Origin of the sequence: Vibrio sp. M250220, assembly GCF_036533795.1 — a bacterium.
Lineage (GTDB): Bacteria > Pseudomonadota > Gammaproteobacteria > Enterobacterales > Vibrionaceae > Vibrio.
In genome coordinates this window covers 25,685-40,974 of the sequence record NZ_JATABI010000050.1, presented here as the reverse complement: position 1 = coordinate 40,974, position 15,290 = coordinate 25,685, and the positions used below count along the sequence as shown (strand labels likewise).

Here is a 15,290-nt window from a genome sequence, read left to right as displayed (position 1 = left end):
GACATGTATATTCTTTAATCTTCAGGCCCTTTATAGGGCCTGAATTAAATCCAATTGGCAATCTTATCGAGAAGTTTATCTGTTGCCGCCGGTTTAATAATGTAGTCATTCATACCCGCCTCGTGAATTTGAGCAATGACGCTTTCACTCGAATTACCGGTATGCGCCAATATCGGAATGGAAGCATAGCGCTGCTGCGAAGCGCGGATAGCACTGGTCGTTTGCAGTCCATTCAATTGCGGCATTTCGAGATCCATGATGATTAAATCGACATCTTTTTGCTGCAGTTCATCAAGTACCTGCTGGCCATTACTCGCTTGGAGAACAGTGAAGCCCTGCTGCTCGAGTAATACCGATGTATAAAATCGTAGCGACTGGTTATCATCGGCCACAACAATGGTTTTGCCACAATCAAACGATTTTCGTGGCAAGACGTTTCTGTTCGGCTCTATGTCCTCGAAGAATAGCTCATCAATAATGTTACTTGCACTAAGCATCATCCTATGTTTTTCAATAGGATAAACGACTAAGTGACGCTCAATATCATTATGATACTGACTATTTTGATCATATAAGAAGACTATCCGTCCTTCTGTAAAATGCAGCTTACTCTCCAACTCTATCAAAGAGAGTGGTTTATCAACCGCACTGTCCAAGTCGACTAGGATCAAATCGAATTCGAACTCGTACTCTTCTTTTTTACTCGCTGCATCTAAGTCCAGTATTTTAAGCCGGAAATCTTTGTAGAACGCCTCTTGGTTAATTTGTCGCATCAATGCATTTTGCTGACCAATATATAGCACCGATTTTGACTTCATCAGATCCTGTTTGATTTGCTTAACTTCAGAGGAATCATACTTAGGGAACATCAAGGTGAATTCAGTCCACTCTCCAAGTTTAGAGCAGCATGACACATTGCCACCAAGCGCTTTCATCACTTTGCGGCAAAATGGTAGGCCTAATCCATAGCTGCCTGTTTTGCCAAAGGTATAGAAGTCGTTGAAAATATGCTCAATAACTTGGGGAGCGATGCCCACTCCGTTATCGGTAAAGGTCAGTTCGTTGTGCCATTCATAACTTCTAAGTTCGATAACGATTTCAAACTGGTTGTTGTTTTGATAATAGAACGCGTTTTTCAACAAGTTGTACAATGCGTATTTTATTAATGCATCACTACCAAAAAATTCAAAATCGATGCCTTCAGCTAACACTACCGCTTTCTTATCTTTTAGACTCTTGTAGGCAAAGCTGTCTAACGCATTTTCAGTGATTGCTCTTATCGAGTGCTTTTTAAATGTCGTGCGTGAAACGCGATTCTCATCAATCGAGGTAAGCAACAAGTCGATGGTCTCATTCCCGGTTCTAATCACTTCGTCGGCATCGCTAATCACATCGCGTGCTAGCGCCAACTCCTGTGAAGACAACTTGTAACCTGATTGACGGCTTATGCTCTCATCGGGCAGCAGGGAATTAAGTACATCAAGAGAGGCTTTCAGTGCACTAAGCGGATTACGCATCTCATGAGCCATTCCTGCACCGAAAGACTTCGCCAGTGACACTTTACTTTCATGTTCCACCTGATTCCTGAAATAAAACAGGTTTCCGAACACATAGGTAAAAAGGAATATTGGCATATATGCCCATACGACTTCTTGCTGTACGTATTCGGTATCTAAGCCGTACGCGGTAAGATAGGCAAGCACGATAGCAACTGTCGCCTGTACCAGCATCAAGCTCGTTTGGTGAACAAGCAGCACGTGAAGGAAAATAGACGCCATGAATGACATTGCCCAAACTGTCGACCAATGATTCATGAACATCATGTAGCTAAAAAAGTAGGGCAAACATATCCCTATGGCAAAAAAATAGTAATGCGGTAGATAGCGTTCAAGGTACTTAGGGACATAATTGCGTAGCGCTAAAACTGCAAACAATGCTGAACACGCCAATCGCATTGACAATGATTCGTATGGTTGTGGGAACAAGTAGCTCCATACATAATAGTATGTCGGAAACCCAAGCAAGCCCATCCAACCAACTAACGTTAGATTGGGTTCTGCATATTGGTAAACTTTACGAACCGATTCCGATATCGAGACCATTGTTAACCTTAACGTCACCTAACCACACAATAAGACAAAAGTTTATAATTGTTCTACCTAACTAATTCTTAGCACACATAACGACAGCGAACCAATTAACGCTGCAACAGATCTGGCGTTATGTGACCACGAGTCTGATTGTGCTGCCGACACGACTTGCATGCACATCAATTCTTTGCGCTATCTGCTCTTTTAACTCACTGACGTGAGAGATTAGACCAATCATTCGCCCTGCTTGCTGTAAATCAACCAGAGTCTGAATAGCCAGATCCAATGACTCTGGATCTAGGCTGCCAAAACCTTCATCGATAAACAACGTATCAAGACGAATACCACCACTGTATGACTGAACGACATCTGATAGCCCAAGAGCCAACGCCAACGCTGCCATAAAAGATTCACCACCAGATAAAGTCGCCACATCACGGCTTTTTCCGGTATAGCCATCCTCTACACTCAAATCGAGTCCTCGCCCTGCCGAACCTTTAAAGCCATCCATCTTTCGCACTAGGTGGTAACGACCTTTACTCATGATGCTTAATCGCTGTGACGCTTGAATCAACACATCATCAAGCAATACACCTAGCACAAAGCGGTGTAAGCTTACTCGGCTGCCTGTTTTACCGCTGGCGACATCGTAAAGTGTTCCGTAAACTCGGTATTCAGCTTCCAGTTGTCTATTTTTTTCATGCAGAATCGCAATGTCTTGCTGTACTTTTTCGACCCTTTGAAACAAAGAACGGACGGCGTCTAACGCTGCTCTCACCTGCTGATACTCTTGCTCAACCTGTGATAATTGAGACTTTTTGCTATCTAAATCAGGCTTCTCACAGTTCGTCAGGTGTTGTTCTAAGTCAGCGACGGTTTGTTGCAACTTAACCGTTGTTTCTTGATACTCATTCGCCGTCTTTTGCCACAATACGATTTGCGGCTCTTCTGTTCGACTTTGCAAAAAGATGTGTTCAGATTCGAAGCCCGAACGCTCTAGCTCTGAATTCCATATCTGTTCGCACTGATCGCGTTTTTGCTGCGCGTCATTACATAGCTGGTTATTGGTTGCCAACTGGCTTTGTAGGTTTGTCACTTGTAAAGTGATCTGCTCGTTCGTCTGTTTGGCTCTTTCTAACGCCTGCTTAAGCTGTTCGATAGTCGCTTGATTACTTGCATACTGCTGTTCCACTGCCTCTACAGAGGGGTAATTGGCATCGATCGCCGATGCAACTTTGTCAAGCTGCTGTTGTTGTACCTTGAGGGCTGATTCGTTTGCCGCGATTTCCGCTTTGAGTTGGTTGATTTTCTCATCACCGTTGGTACAACGCTGATTGAGTTCAACCACATCCTGTTCCATCTTCGCTAAATCAATGGTCGATAACGCCTCGACTCTCTGCCTGATCTGAACTAATTGATCCTCTAACTGAACAACATCTGCTGTGACATTATCTTGTAACTGACTCGCCGCTTCATTTAACTGTCGTTGTTGCAGTTCTAGCGTATTGTTATGCTGGCTGTACGCGTTATTGACAAGGTTGAACTGCTCTAACGCATGGCGCTCTTGCTGTCGTGCACTCTGAACTTGTTCCTTGGTGACGCTTTCGCTGCTTAATTTGGCGGGTTGAGGATGCTGGCAACTACCACAGACTGGGCAAGGCTGATCCTGTTCCAGTTTCTGCGCAAGAATCGATGCCTGTGCGTTGTGCCACCCTAGCTCCAATTGGTCGGCATAGTTCCGCCTTTCCTCAAAGGTAGTTTTTGCTGCCGCCAGTGATTTTTCGTGCTCACCTGACAAACCGAGTAGGCGATCGAGTTCAATCTTGATCGCATGGTATTTCTTCAAGTCTGTTAACAGATGCTGGTGGCTCAACATCTTGTTTTCTAGCGTTGCCTTCTCACTGATGTCCTGACGAGCCTGTTGCAAAGAGTTAGCAGCGATATCGGATTCTTTAACCAACTTATCTTTCAGTCCGAGGTATTGGACCTGCTTTCTTGCTAACTCGTCACGCATTGCGATGAGTGAACTCACTTGCTGCTCTAACAGCTGCTTTTCTGCAAGTTTTATCTTTGCTTGTTCAAGCTGAAATTGGCATTCATTCAGTTTGGTAATCTGATCGGCGTTTGTTTGTGCTAGCTCTAGCTCCATTTGGCTTTTGCTATGAGCCAGTCGGGCATCTTCTATCTGTCCGTTTAACGTGGCAATACTGCTCGCGAAATCGTCGATCTGTTTCTTAATGGACGCAAGATTTGCATATGGCACCTCAAGCTTAGTGGCAATGTGAGCTGCGTGAAGCTTAGTGTTAATCTCTTCTATCTGATTACTATTGGCACGGTGATTCGCCAACGCGTTACGACTAATTTCCAGCTTGATGAATTGATCATGAATCGCCTGAGCTCGAAGGAGTTCACTTTTGACGAGGTTAAGCTTTTCATGCGCGCTATGTTCTAGGGCTTTCGCAGATTCTAGCTCAGCCTCCAAGGCTAGCTCACGTGCTGCCAACTCTTGCTCGGTAGTGACTTCGGCGACCTGTAAAGCGCCGCGAATTTGGTTATCAAATTCATCTTTCGCTTTACTAATAGCACTCGCTTTGTCTTTAAGGGCAAATTCAATCTTCTTATAGACATCTGTTTGAAACAGTTGCCCAAAGATTGCCTCACGATCTTTCGAACTGGCGAGCAGCAATTCACGAAACTTACCCTGAGGTAACACCATCACTTGGCGAAACTGAGTTTCATTTAGCCCGAGTAAGCTTGTTATCTCTGCTTTTACTTGTACCGTCTTACTGGTAATCAGTTGCTCACCATGGGTGATCTCATAAAGCGACGCGGTATGTTTGCGGGTTGTCGTTCCTTCTCCGCGCGCTTTAGGTGCTTCTTGCTCTGGCGAGCGAGTAACGCGGTAATGACGATCATTTAGTGTAAACTCCAACGTAATTTCCGTCGGCAGTTCCTCTTTGGCTTGGTCACAACGCATCTGGATACCCTGACGCTCGTTACCCGTTGTTTCTCCATACAAAGCGAAACAGATAGCGTCGAGAATCGATGTCTTACCCGAGCCCGTAGGACCGTTGATAAGAAACAGAGGGTTACTTCCTAACTTAGTAAAATCGACAATTTCGCGCTCAGCAAAAGGCCCGAATGCTTGCATGGTAAGTTGAGTCGGTTTCATCGTATACCCTTAGTGCTGGTTTAACTGTTTGACGATATCTGTGATCGCTTGATCTTGCTCTGGTGTCAGTTCGCTATCCTGAGCTTCAATGAAGAAATCTCGAAACATATCCACCTCGCTTCGAGCAAGTTTGGCTGCGGCCATTTGCTGCTCAACACCGATCAACATCCCCGGTTTCTCTAAATGCAGCACGTTGGGATACACGGCTCTTAATTTTTCCATAGGGTTGAGAATGGCGTGCTTGTCCATTAAACGAACCAGCAGATAGTCGTTAGACTGCGGATCGGTTTTCGCTCCAGATATGATGGCATCAAGCTCGCCTTCGATGATTCTCATTTGATGAGGCGCAACAAGATCAATATGGGTTGCTGACTTGAAACCATTGATATCGAACTCCACCAATGTCATGCCTTTTTTCTGATGTTGCTCAGAGAAGCTGTACTTCATTAAAGAGCCGGAATAGCGGATAAACTCTTCGCCCTTGTACTGAGGCTGATGGAGATGGCCTAGTGCCACATAGTCAAAATCGACAAAATGCTGATGGCTGACCCGATCAGAACCACCGATAGATAGTGGGCGTTCTGACTCAGACTCAATGGCACCATCAACAAAACAGTGACTGATTAGAATGTTCTTAGAACTTGGCTGGACGCGCTGCTTAATCTGCTCACAAAGTAGTGCGTGCGCCTGATCGTAAGTCGATACCGCCTGACCGAAATGGTGACGAACCTGTTCAGGATCACTGTAAGGCATGCCATAAAATGACACACGACCAATGTCAGTCTCTAATTCAACAGGTTGCAACATATCCTTAAAGCTCGACAGAATGTGTAAACCCGAGCTTTTCATCTGTTCAGCGCCAAATCCTAGTCGCTCTGCGCCATCATGGTTTCCCGAGATCATAATGATAGGAAGCTGCAATTCTCCACACACTTTTGTCACAAATTGATTGAGCACTTCAATAGCTGCCGTCGGTGGTACGGAACGATCGTAAATATCTCCCGCGATGACCAAGGCATCAACAGAATGAGTCTCGATATACTCAATAATTTGCTGAAGTACGACTTTTTGATCGTCTAAAAGTGAGACGTTGTGAAACTGGCGGCCAAGATGCCAATCAGAGGTGTGGAGGAATTTCATACAAGCCCAGCGTTGTTCTTATCGTTAGGCCAATATAATAATATTAATGCTAGTGAAAGTCGCACCTTAAGTGCGACTTTTGCTGATATATAAGGGAGTTAAGCGCGCTTTTTACAATGCTCGATAGCATTGCTCAGCAGCTCAAGTGCGCTCTGATTACATTCAGGTAGTGCCGCGTTACTTTCTCCTACAGGGGTTACCCGGTCACCCCACCGAATATGGCAAGCGCCCCAAGTGAGGCCCGCACCAAATGCAGCCAATAGTAGGTTATCTCCTGGCTTAACGAAGCCTTGTTCTAGGGATTCACATAACGCGATGGGTACCGTCGCCGCTGACGTATTGCCATAGTTGTGAATATTAACGAACGCTTTATCTTGGCTGATTGCAGAGAGATCACATAAGGTTTGGATAATGCGAATGTTTGCCTGATGCGGGATGACCACATCAATGTCGTCAGTGGATAAACCACTACGCGCCAATACGTTTTGCGCTGCGGCACCCATACCTTTTACAGCTCGTTTAAAGATCTCTTTACCTACAAAGTTGAAATCCCAATAGCCATTGTCGGCAGCAAAACGATCCATTGATGTGCCAAATTTAGGAACAGAAAGAATGTCACGTCCAGCGGAGTCACAGCCTAGTTGTGCCTGCTGCAAGCCCACTTGCTCTTCTGTACGAGTTAACACAACTGCGCCCGCGCCATCACCAAACAGCACGGCAGTATCACGCATTGTCCAGTCAATAAAGAATGACAAACGTTCAGCACCAACCACTATCGCATTTTGATAATTACCCGCCTGCATCAGACGTGTTGCTGTTTCTAAACCATAGACAAATCCCGTACACGCAGCATTAAGATCAAACGCAGTCGCGGCTTTAATGCCAAGATTCTGAGCGACTTTAGAGGCAATATTCGGAATGAGTGAGTCTGGTGAACAGGTGGCAATAATGATGAGGTCAATCTCATCAGCACTTTTACCCGCGCAAGCCAACGCATGCTTTGCGGCAACGGTGGCCATGTCAGAGGTGTTGACGTGACTGATACGGCGGTTTTCAATACCAGTTCTGGTTCTAATCCATTCATCTGATGTATCAAGAAAAGTGCTTAAATCCGCATTAGAGAGCGTAGCTGGTGGTAGGCATTTCCCCCAACCAGTAATTTCTGCATAGAAATTTTTCATTAAGAGCCTTTGAATTTGTTATTTGTATCACTCGATTGTTTCAGAGTATAACTATCGATGACATTGACTGTCATCTTATAGAAAAAATAACGAGAGAAAAACTATGTCTACCTTTAATACACGATGCCCATCTTGCTCAGGTATCAATCGGGTGCCGACCGAACGTATTGCCGAATCTCCAGTTTGTGGGAAATGCCAAACACCCCTACTCGATGGGGCACCTATTGAAGGAACCGATTTAAACTTCACTGCAATTTTAAACAGTGACGTACCCGTGGTGGTCGATTTTTGGGCACCATGGTGTAACCCATGTGTCGGATTTGCTCCCGTATTTGCAGACGAAGCCAGTGAGCGAGCAAATAATGTTCGATTTGTAAAAGTCGATACTGAAAGTCAGCCAAACCTCGCAGCAATGTATCAAATTAGAAGCATTCCAACCGTAATGGTGTTTAAAAACGGCAAAAGAGTCGACATGGTGAATGGCGCCTTACCCAAGAGTCAGTTTAATCAATGGCTTAGCCAAGCCATTTTAAAATAACCAACCATCAAAATCCTCAATTACAGCGGTTAAAAATGCATATTTTGGCCGCTTTTCTTTGCAATTATTCAGCCTCATTATTGATAATGGTTTTTTATCGTTAAGATTAAAACCTTTCGCTTTACCTTCACCAACTTTAGTCCGATAGTCGCGCCAAATCCTGTTCATATTTAATCAGTACTTTGAGGCCACGACATTGGAAAATACCCTAGCCCCTGCTCCTAAAGCTCGCATTTCAGTGCCTGTCATTGCGCTTGCTCTATATGCAGTCGCTTCAGGCTATTTAATGAGCCTAATTCCTTTAATGTTGCCTGAATATGGACTCAAAGGTTCTCTAGCAAGTTGGTTGGCAAGCGTGTTCTACGCTGGCCTACTGATCGGCGCTATTGGTGTTGAACCTTTAGTCAAGAAAGTCGGTCATCGCTCAGCGTTCGTTTGGTGCTTAGTGGCATTTATCATCACCATCATGATGCTGCCTTTGTTACCCAACGCCACCGCGTGGATCATCGCCCGTTTTGTCGCTGGTATGGCCGTTGCGGGCGTATTTGTCATCGTCGAGTCGTGGCTGCTACATGGTGATGAAAAAGCCCGAACTAAACGTCTTGGTTTGTACATGGCATCATTGTATGGCGGTAGTGCGCTAGGACAACTTGGCATTGGCGTCATTGGCATTTCCGGCGGTGTCCCTTTTATCACTATAGTGACATTGCTCATTGTCGCCGTAGTGGTATTGCTATTCGGTGAAAGTGACCAGCCAGAAAGCGCGCACAGTACTCCGTTATCTCTAAAACAGATTGGAAAACTCAATCACGCTGCGATGATTGGTTGCGCGGTATCCGGACTGACCCTCGGTGCCATCTATGGTCTTATGCCTATCGAGTTGCAGACTCGCGGTATTCAAAATAGTGATATTGGTGGCCTGATGGCGATCATTATCCTTGGCGGAATGGCAGTTCAACCTATCGTGCCATGGCTATCTAAATTCTTAGGTCGCACGTTGTTGATGGCGCTGTTTTGCATGTTAGGTGTGGCAGCAATTACATTCACAACCATGGTTGATGGCCTGCAAGCTTTAGGCGCTGGCTTGTTTTTATTAGGTATGGCTACATTCGCACTCTACCCTGTCGCAATCAACTTAGGATGCGACAAGTTAGACGCTAACTACATAGTGTCTGCAACTCAAGTTATGCTCTTTAGCTATAGCATTGGCTCTGTTGCAGGCCCTGTTGCCGCTGACTGGTTTATGGCTGGTACACAAGGCTTAATGGGCTACTTATTCGCGGCTCTATTGGCAACGTGTTTGTATATGTTGATTGCCAGTATCCGCACAAAACGTCAAGCAGTCGCTGGCGAATAACCACCGCAAAAAGGACACGAGTTGTGTCCTTTTCTTTATCTATTGAGTCTCTGAAATCGATTGGAAGCATTAGGCTCAGGCTTGTCAGGTACCGCTTTGCGTTCGTGAAGTAGGTGACGAATTGATAGCAATGGATGAGGCAACAACATTCTTGGCCCTGCATATCGCATCACAAGTTTCATCTGTTGCTTCGGTTCAGGTTTGTAGCAATGAATCGGACATCGATTACAAGTAGGTTTCGCCTCACCATACGGGCAACGATCTAACTTAGTTTCGGCGTAATCACGCAGTGCCTGACACTCCACACAGAGTACCCCGTTTGTCTTGTGATGATCACGACAGTAAATGGCGATCATGGCACAAACTGTTTTGAACTCGGTAAGCAACTCGCCCTGTAAAATGCTCGATATGGCCATGTTTATGCTCTGGTCAGGTTCATTTGATACAAAAGTAAATCTACCGTATCACTTATTGGCTCTTGAACTTTGACATAGGTAAAGCCTAGTTTAGTTAATAAAGCTCGGCTTCCAGCGTTGTCGCTCGTTGTGATCGCCACCAGCTCATCTATGTTTGACCTCTGTTTGGCGTAATTAATCACTGCCTGACCTGCTTCATAGCCAAATCCTTGCCCATACGTTGAAGGCAAGAAACCATAGCCAATGTCATATGCACTCAATTCAGGCCTTTTGATTAAACCGCATACGCCAAGCTTCTCTTGGCTATCGAGTCGCTCTACCAGCAAAAGACAAACACCATGCTGTTGATGCATGGCTAGAATCTTCTCTTCGATATACTTCACTGCATCTGCTTGCGAGCGTATCTGCTTATCATCAATAAATTGAAGGAAATCAGGTGTGTTGTACAACTGCTCAATAAAATGAGCATCGCTTTGTTCAACCATTCTCAACCTTAGTCGCTCAGTGATCAGTGAATGCATAAATTTTGTTTCCTATAATGTTACTTAGGTGTGAGCTTAACATCGCCAAGTTACGTAAAACATCTATCAATGTCGATTGTTGTTAGGTATTAACGGGAGATGAGAACTGATGCGTATTTTCCTTCTACTCGCTGCCCTGCTGTTCGGTCCTATGGCTTGGGGCTATCCTGCTTATAGCCACCCAATGCCTCACCGTAGTCTGATCTATTTTGCTCCGACTAACGACTCTCACGTCAAACAATTTGTTCTGGAAAGCTTAATCAACGAATGTGAGCTAGAAGAGCGAGACTTGGTCACGCTTGTCGTTACCGCGGATGGCTTTACCTCTGCATGGATGAAAGAGGAGTTTGACCTGCCAGCGTTATTTGACGCTTACAAGGTTAAGCCTGATTCACATACCATAATATTGCTCGGCAAAGACGGTGGAGAGAAACGTCGCTGGGACAAAAAAACGGACTGGGAACTCGTCAAACACATTATCGACCTGATGCCAATGCGGCAGCGTGAAATGGCGACTAAAGTGAGCCCGTGTTCCGCTTAGTTAACTGCGCTTTATTGCCACCACTGAAAAGGTATGCCAATGCTTGAGCTTGCCTAGTGATGTCGGAGCTTGTTCGTCACGCTCATAAAACCGTACGACTTCAAAATTGGTGAACAGTTTGCGAATATTCTCCTCGCTAAACGCGGTCGTTACACTTCGATAATTGTTTGCCCAGCTGTCCTTTAATCCCATGAAATCGCCGGCAAAGACACCACCTAACTCTAAACAAGACTCGATACGACGCCAGATTTCGTCAAAGTAGTCAGGATCAGCGAAAAACAGACTTGAATTTGCGATAACAACACCCGCACTCGGATAGTCATAGTTTTCGAAGGAAGACTGGGTTAATTCGATCAACGGATTTGCCGCAAATCTGTCACTACAAATGGCTAATGAGTCCGGATTAATGTCAAAGCCGTATACTTGGTAACCCTGTTGGTATAGATACTCCATATCACTACCCGTTCCGCATCCACAATCAATCGCAACTTTAGTAACAGATTGGTTTAGTCTGGCCACCCATTCGGTTCTTTGACAGTGAGGACGCGCCAAGGCTTTTTGGTAATACTCTTGCCAGATTTTCTTATTCTCATCCATGTTTCTACAACCAAACAAATACTCGATGAGGCTTATAGTGCCGTGAGTTCTGTTTTCTCGCAATGGTAAGATGGTTTTGAATGGGTGTTTTAAGTGGATGCAAAAAAACCAGCCCTTGGCTGGTTAATATATGAAATGGAGGCGCGTCCCGGAGTCGAACCGAGGTCCACGGATTTGCAATCCGCTGCATAGCCACTCTGCCAACGCGCCTCAAATTTTGTAGATGGTGCCCCGGGCCGGACTTGAACCGGCACAACGCGAACGTCGAGGGATTTTAAATCCCTTGTGTCTACCAATTCCACCACCAGGGCACACAAATCTAAACTTGTGATGGAGACACCATCTAGGATATCGATATAAAAATCGCTACCAAAATAAACTGGAGCGACACACGAGGTTCGAACTCGTGACCTCAACCTTGGCAAGGTTGCGCTCTACCAACTGAGCTAGTGTCGCACATGGAGGCGCGTCCCGGAGTCGAACCGAGGTCCACGGATTTGCAATCCGCTGCATAGCCACTCTGCCAACGCGCCTTTTTTTTCAACGCTTTAGGTTACCCACCGCGGCGTTCGCTGCATACTTTACGGATTGAGCGATGAGAGTCAAATAAAAATATCACATTTTATTTTGATTGCTGAGTTTTGAAGCAATATGGCGCTTGTTTGATCTATACGTTCACTGATTGTACTTAGACAATCGCTAGCTACCGAGTGAAAGCTGTTGCAACTTAGGCAACTTTTTCACGACGAGCTGATAAGAACGCTCACACAAGTCTTCAATCATACCGTCTTCCACATCTCCCGGATAATAAACCGTAACCCAATGACGTTTGTTGGTATGGTAACCAGGTGTGATGTCACTGAACTGGCTCGTCAACACCTCACCATCTTCAGGCACCACTTTGACTGTCACATACTCCCTTCCTTCCCTTTCCGCCAATATGGCAAACATCTTACCTTTAACTTTGTACACAAGCGCCTGAGGGCCGAATGGATAGTCCGCTTCTGCACCTACGAATCCATCTAGAAACTGGGCAAGTTGAGTATTGTTCATCGTATTACTCCCAAAAGTAAATTACCACCTTCTAAAGAAGGTGGCTTTGTGTGAGCCCCCTAAAAGGGGGCCTTTGTTTAGTCCAGCGCTAATTGTTGCTGTTCCACGCGCTCTTTCTTCTCCTGATGTCTTACATAACGTCGAATGATTTCTTCATTAATTCCTACACTATCGACAAAATAGCCCCATCAACTTGGATATTGATAGCTTGGGTGGAACCTTTACGACTAAGTGCACGTGGTCAACTTGGACGTTCAGCTCAACAACTTCGCATCCAAGTTGATTACAGTAAACATTTATACACCGATAAACTTCTTTGCCTACATTGTTCTTCAAGATCCTAAATCTGTATTTTGGCGTCCACACTATGTGATATTGACATCTCCAAAATACGTGGGAAGCTTGATTGTATCTACTCATGTTATTTGTCCTCTTTGACTTCGCTAAAAATCAAGGGAGCATTTAACATGGGTAGAACTACAGGCAAAGCCTCACTGAATGATAACCACCTACTGAAGTAGGTGGTTTAGGGCTGAAAACAAAAAAGGAGCCTGACGCTCCTTATTTGGCTAAGACTTAGCGACTAATGCATTGCCTGAAAATTCAATCCCTTGCCATCCGTATTGAATAAAATTACGAATGTTGGCGTGATCTTCACCTTGAGGATTACCCAAAACATCATCACGGTAATATTGACCAAAGCAAGCAAGCGTTGCCGCAGGTTGCAGTTGATTCAACTGAGCAAATGCAAAGATCTTACAAGACCCATTGTTTTGATCGGCTTGATTGTGGGTATTGCCGTTAGTGAATGCCGTTGGGGTAAAGCTGTAGTTTGCATCAATAACGGCCATCGTCTCTTCAAACTGAACGCTTTCAGGTGCCTGAGCAAGTTTGTCTAGAAAAGAATTAAGTTCCATATCAGTGTGTACTCCTTTGATTTCGGAACACTTTATAATATGGAGTGAGAGAATGAAAGACACAGGCACTCACAAAGGGTCGGCCTTACATCCGAATCCCCCCATCCACTTCAATGACTCTTGCGTTGACATAATCGTTTTCGAAGATGAACTTCACCGTATGAGCAATCTCTGATGTTTTGCCCATGCGTCCAGCAGGAATCATCGCTTCAAGCCGCGCTATTGCCTCGGGCTTCATCTGCGCAGCCATTTGGGTTTCGATAACGCCTGGCGCTATTGCAACGGCACGTATCCCATAACGCGCTAACTCTTTACCCCACGTTGTCGCGAGTGTCGCGACGGCGGCCTTAGACGCGGCATAGTTGGTTTGTCCGATATTTCCTGCCCGAGCGACACTCGATATATTGATGATCACGCCCTGACTATCCGTTTCTATCATGCGGAGTGCCGCTTCCCGTCCACACAAAAACGTTCCCGTGAGGTTAACATCAATGACAGCATTAAATTGCTCCAACGACATTTTACTTACCACGCCGTCTTTCACTTTGACCAGCAATCCATCTCGCAGAATGCCTGCGTTATTAATTAAGCCATTCAATTGCCCAAAATCAGTGACAATGTCACTAAAAGCGTGTTCAACTTGCGCTTCATCGGTTACATCAACACGGTAAGTCAGTGCTTTTACGCCCAACATATGACACTGATCTTGGGTACTTTTCAACGCCTGTGGATTAACATCTATCAGAGCCAGTTCAGCGCCAGCGTGGGCGAGCGTAATCGCCATCATCTGACCTAGCCCCTGTCCTGCACCGGTAATTGCAATAACACTCTCTCTTAACTCCATGGCTTAGTCCTTCGTATCGTGGTTAGGATTTCGATTGATAGAATTCAAACAAGCTAGAAAAATCGAGTAGCTCATTACCCTTTGCATTATGAAGAGCATAAAGGTTCCGCGCTAAAGCTCCCATAGGCACCGAAGATTGGCTTTTTGCAGCCACCTCGATACCGAGACCAAGATCTTTGAGCATAAGTTTACTCATAAAACCAGGCTGATAACCGTTTGAAGCGGGTGACGTTGCCATAACATCGGGACATGGGTTGTAGAGCTCTAACGCCCAATTTCGTCCTGAGCTTTGTAGCATGATATTGGATAACACCTTTGGATCTAAGCCGTTATCCATCCCTAAGGTCAGCGCTTCGCACGTTCCTGACATCAAAATACCCAGCATCAGGTTATTGCAGATTTTGCCCATTTGACCGCTACCCACAGAGCCAGCATGAAAGATGTTTTTACCCATGTGTTTCAGCACTTTCTCAGCATGTTCAAATGCCGCATCACTTCCGCCAACAATAAAAGTCAAAGTCCCTGCTGCTGCGCCAGCAACACCCCCCGACACAGGGGCATCAACGAATTCGATTCCTTGTTTTTGTGCAGCTAGGCCAACAAAGCGCGCCGACTCCGGATCAATGGTCGACGAATCAATCAGTAAAGTGCCCGAAGTAACATGAGCCAATAAACCTTCATTGTTTTCCGCACCGAGATACACTGCCCTAACATGCTCACCTGCTGGCAGCATAGTGATCACCACATCTACATTGGTAACCACATCTTTTAGTGAATGACACAGTGTTGCCCCCGCCTCAACCAGTGGGTGCGTCAACGCTTCCACCAAATCAAACACCTGAAGATGACAACCTGCGTTGATCAGGTTTTGAGCCATTGGCGCACCCATGTTACCAAGTCCAATAAACGCTATCCTTGCCATG

The 15,290-nt window shown here is 45.3% G+C and carries 15 protein-coding genes, 4 tRNA genes and 1 pseudogene; 3 read left to right on the top strand and 17 right to left on the bottom strand.

Annotation, left to right across the window (positions count from 1 at the left end):
- Nucleotides 1-44: 44 nt before the first annotated feature.
- From QTN94_RS16210 to QTN94_RS16195, 4 genes are all read right to left on the bottom strand, one after another.
- Complete coding sequence (locus QTN94_RS16210) at nucleotides 45-2,102, bottom strand: hybrid sensor histidine kinase/response regulator (RefSeq protein WP_331428261.1); 2,058 nt, start codon at nucleotides 2,100-2,102, stop codon at nucleotides 45-47.
- Between the two features lie 118 nt (nucleotides 2,103-2,220).
- Nucleotides 2,221-5,262, bottom strand: coding sequence for an SMC family ATPase (locus tag QTN94_RS16205; protein ID WP_331428260.1), 3,042 nt, complete (start codon nucleotides 5,260-5,262; stop codon nucleotides 2,221-2,223).
- A 9-nt stretch (nucleotides 5,263-5,271) separates the two neighbouring features.
- Complete coding sequence (locus QTN94_RS16200; RefSeq protein ID WP_331428259.1) at nucleotides 5,272-6,402, bottom strand: exonuclease SbcCD subunit D; 1,131 nt, start codon at nucleotides 6,400-6,402, stop codon at nucleotides 5,272-5,274.
- A 98-nt stretch (nucleotides 6,403-6,500) separates the two neighbouring features.
- Nucleotides 6,501-7,583 carry a ketoacyl-ACP synthase III gene (locus tag QTN94_RS16195; RefSeq protein WP_331428258.1) on the bottom strand — a complete coding sequence of 361 codons (1,083 nt, stop codon included), beginning with the start codon at nucleotides 7,581-7,583 and terminating at the stop codon, nucleotides 6,501-6,503.
- 103 nt (nucleotides 7,584-7,686) lie between these two features.
- Between QTN94_RS16195 and trxC the strand changes: the two genes are divergently transcribed.
- Complete coding sequence (trxC, locus tag QTN94_RS16190; protein WP_331418384.1) at nucleotides 7,687-8,121, top strand: thioredoxin TrxC; 435 nt, start codon at nucleotides 7,687-7,689, stop codon at nucleotides 8,119-8,121.
- Here trxC and QTN94_RS16185 read toward each other — a convergent pair.
- Nucleotides 8,113-8,289 carry a hypothetical protein gene (locus tag QTN94_RS16185; RefSeq protein WP_331428257.1) on the bottom strand — a complete coding sequence of 59 codons (177 nt, stop codon included), beginning with the start codon at nucleotides 8,287-8,289 and terminating at the stop codon, nucleotides 8,113-8,115. The two genes, trxC and QTN94_RS16185, sit on opposite strands and share 9 nt — an antisense overlap.
- A 28-nt stretch (nucleotides 8,290-8,317) precedes the next feature.
- On the opposite strand from QTN94_RS16185, the gene QTN94_RS16180 reads away from it, so the two are divergent.
- Complete coding sequence (locus QTN94_RS16180; RefSeq protein ID WP_331428256.1) at nucleotides 8,318-9,478, top strand: MFS transporter; 1,161 nt, start codon at nucleotides 8,318-8,320, stop codon at nucleotides 9,476-9,478.
- 35 nt (nucleotides 9,479-9,513) lie between these two features.
- Here QTN94_RS16180 and QTN94_RS16175 read toward each other — a convergent pair whose 3' ends face one another.
- Together QTN94_RS16175 and QTN94_RS16170 are read right to left on the bottom strand one after the other, a co-directional pair.
- Nucleotides 9,514-9,894, bottom strand: a complete 381-nt coding sequence (locus tag QTN94_RS16175) for a nitrous oxide-stimulated promoter family protein (protein WP_331428255.1) — start codon at nucleotides 9,892-9,894, stop codon at nucleotides 9,514-9,516.
- Nucleotides 9,895-9,896: 2 nt separating this feature from the next.
- On the bottom strand, nucleotides 9,897-10,415 hold the full coding sequence (locus QTN94_RS16170; RefSeq protein ID WP_331428254.1) for a GNAT family N-acetyltransferase: 519 nt from the start codon (nucleotides 10,413-10,415) through the stop codon (nucleotides 9,897-9,899).
- Nucleotides 10,416-10,524: 109 nt separating this feature from the next.
- Between QTN94_RS16170 and QTN94_RS16165 the strand changes: the two genes are divergently transcribed.
- Nucleotides 10,525-10,956 carry a DUF4174 domain-containing protein gene (locus tag QTN94_RS16165; RefSeq protein ID WP_331428253.1) on the top strand — a complete coding sequence of 144 codons (432 nt, stop codon included), beginning with the start codon at nucleotides 10,525-10,527 and terminating at the stop codon, nucleotides 10,954-10,956.
- Here the strand turns inward: QTN94_RS16165 and QTN94_RS16160 are convergent, their stop codons facing one another.
- From QTN94_RS16160 to mmsB, 10 genes and pseudogenes are all read right to left on the bottom strand, one after another.
- The gene (locus QTN94_RS16160) at nucleotides 10,957-11,553 is read right to left on the bottom strand and encodes a class I SAM-dependent methyltransferase (protein ID WP_331428252.1); all 597 of its coding nucleotides are present in this window, start codon (nucleotides 11,551-11,553) and stop codon (nucleotides 10,957-10,959) included.
- A 136-nt stretch (nucleotides 11,554-11,689) separates the two neighbouring features.
- Nucleotides 11,690-11,763 (bottom strand) — tRNA-Cys (locus QTN94_RS16155).
- 14 nt (nucleotides 11,764-11,777) lie between these two features.
- Nucleotides 11,778-11,864 (bottom strand) — tRNA-Leu (locus QTN94_RS16150).
- 69 nt (nucleotides 11,865-11,933) lie between these two features.
- Nucleotides 11,934-12,009, bottom strand: a tRNA-Gly gene (locus QTN94_RS16145).
- Between the two features lie 3 nt (nucleotides 12,010-12,012).
- Nucleotides 12,013-12,086, bottom strand: a tRNA-Cys gene (locus QTN94_RS16140).
- A gap of 166 nt (nucleotides 12,087-12,252) precedes the next feature.
- Nucleotides 12,253-12,606 carry an MmcQ/YjbR family DNA-binding protein gene (locus QTN94_RS16135; protein WP_138971716.1) on the bottom strand — a complete coding sequence of 118 codons (354 nt, stop codon included), beginning with the start codon at nucleotides 12,604-12,606 and terminating at the stop codon, nucleotides 12,253-12,255.
- Between the two features lie 77 nt (nucleotides 12,607-12,683).
- A pseudogene (gene tnpA, locus QTN94_RS16130) lies at nucleotides 12,684-13,026 on the bottom strand (IS200/IS605 family transposase).
- A 149-nt stretch (nucleotides 13,027-13,175) separates the two neighbouring features.
- A complete protein-coding gene (locus QTN94_RS16125) occupies nucleotides 13,176-13,523 on the bottom strand; it encodes a HopJ type III effector protein (protein WP_331428251.1) in 348 nt (115 codons plus the stop codon).
- 85 nt (nucleotides 13,524-13,608) lie between these two features.
- On the bottom strand, nucleotides 13,609-14,367 hold the full coding sequence (locus QTN94_RS16120) for an SDR family oxidoreductase (protein WP_331428250.1): 759 nt from the start codon (nucleotides 14,365-14,367) through the stop codon (nucleotides 13,609-13,611).
- Between the two features lie 22 nt (nucleotides 14,368-14,389).
- Nucleotides 14,390-15,289, bottom strand: a complete 900-nt coding sequence (mmsB, locus tag QTN94_RS16115) for a 3-hydroxyisobutyrate dehydrogenase (RefSeq protein ID WP_331428249.1) — start codon at nucleotides 15,287-15,289, stop codon at nucleotides 14,390-14,392.
- Between the last annotated feature and the right edge of the window lies 1 nt (nucleotide 15,290).

Excerpts from the sequence above, each read along its gene's own strand:
- QTN94_RS16210 (WP_331428261.1), bottom strand. The coding sequence starts at position 2,102 with ATGGTCTCGATATCGGAATCGGTTCGTAAAGTTTACCAATATGCAGAA.
- QTN94_RS16205 (WP_331428260.1), bottom strand. The coding sequence starts at position 5,262 with ATGAAACCGACTCAACTTACCATGCAAGCATTCGGGCCTTTTGCTGAG.
- QTN94_RS16200 (WP_331428259.1), bottom strand. The coding sequence starts at position 6,402 with ATGAAATTCCTCCACACCTCTGATTGGCATCTTGGCCGCCAGTTTCAC.
- QTN94_RS16195 (WP_331428258.1), bottom strand. The coding sequence starts at position 7,583 with ATGAAAAATTTCTATGCAGAAATTACTGGTTGGGGGAAATGCCTACCA.
- trxC (WP_331418384.1), top strand. The coding sequence starts at position 7,687 with ATGTCTACCTTTAATACACGATGCCCATCTTGCTCAGGTATCAATCGG.
- QTN94_RS16185 (WP_331428257.1), bottom strand. The coding sequence starts at position 8,289 with ATGAACAGGATTTGGCGCGACTATCGGACTAAAGTTGGTGAAGGTAAA.
- QTN94_RS16175 (WP_331428255.1), bottom strand. The coding sequence starts at position 9,894 with ATGGCCATATCGAGCATTTTACAGGGCGAGTTGCTTACCGAGTTCAAA.
- QTN94_RS16170 (WP_331428254.1), bottom strand. The coding sequence starts at position 10,415 with ATGCATTCACTGATCACTGAGCGACTAAGGTTGAGAATGGTTGAACAA.
- QTN94_RS16165 (WP_331428253.1), top strand. The coding sequence starts at position 10,525 with ATGCGTATTTTCCTTCTACTCGCTGCCCTGCTGTTCGGTCCTATGGCT.
- QTN94_RS16160 (WP_331428252.1), bottom strand. The coding sequence starts at position 11,553 with ATGGATGAGAATAAGAAAATCTGGCAAGAGTATTACCAAAAAGCCTTG.
- QTN94_RS16135 (WP_138971716.1), bottom strand. The coding sequence starts at position 12,606 with ATGAACAATACTCAACTTGCCCAGTTTCTAGATGGATTCGTAGGTGCA.
- QTN94_RS16125 (WP_331428251.1), bottom strand. The coding sequence starts at position 13,523 with ATGGAACTTAATTCTTTTCTAGACAAACTTGCTCAGGCACCTGAAAGC.
- QTN94_RS16120 (WP_331428250.1), bottom strand. The coding sequence starts at position 14,367 with ATGGAGTTAAGAGAGAGTGTTATTGCAATTACCGGTGCAGGACAGGGG.
- mmsB (WP_331428249.1), bottom strand. The coding sequence starts at position 15,289 with ATGGCAAGGATAGCGTTTATTGGACTTGGTAACATGGGTGCGCCAATG.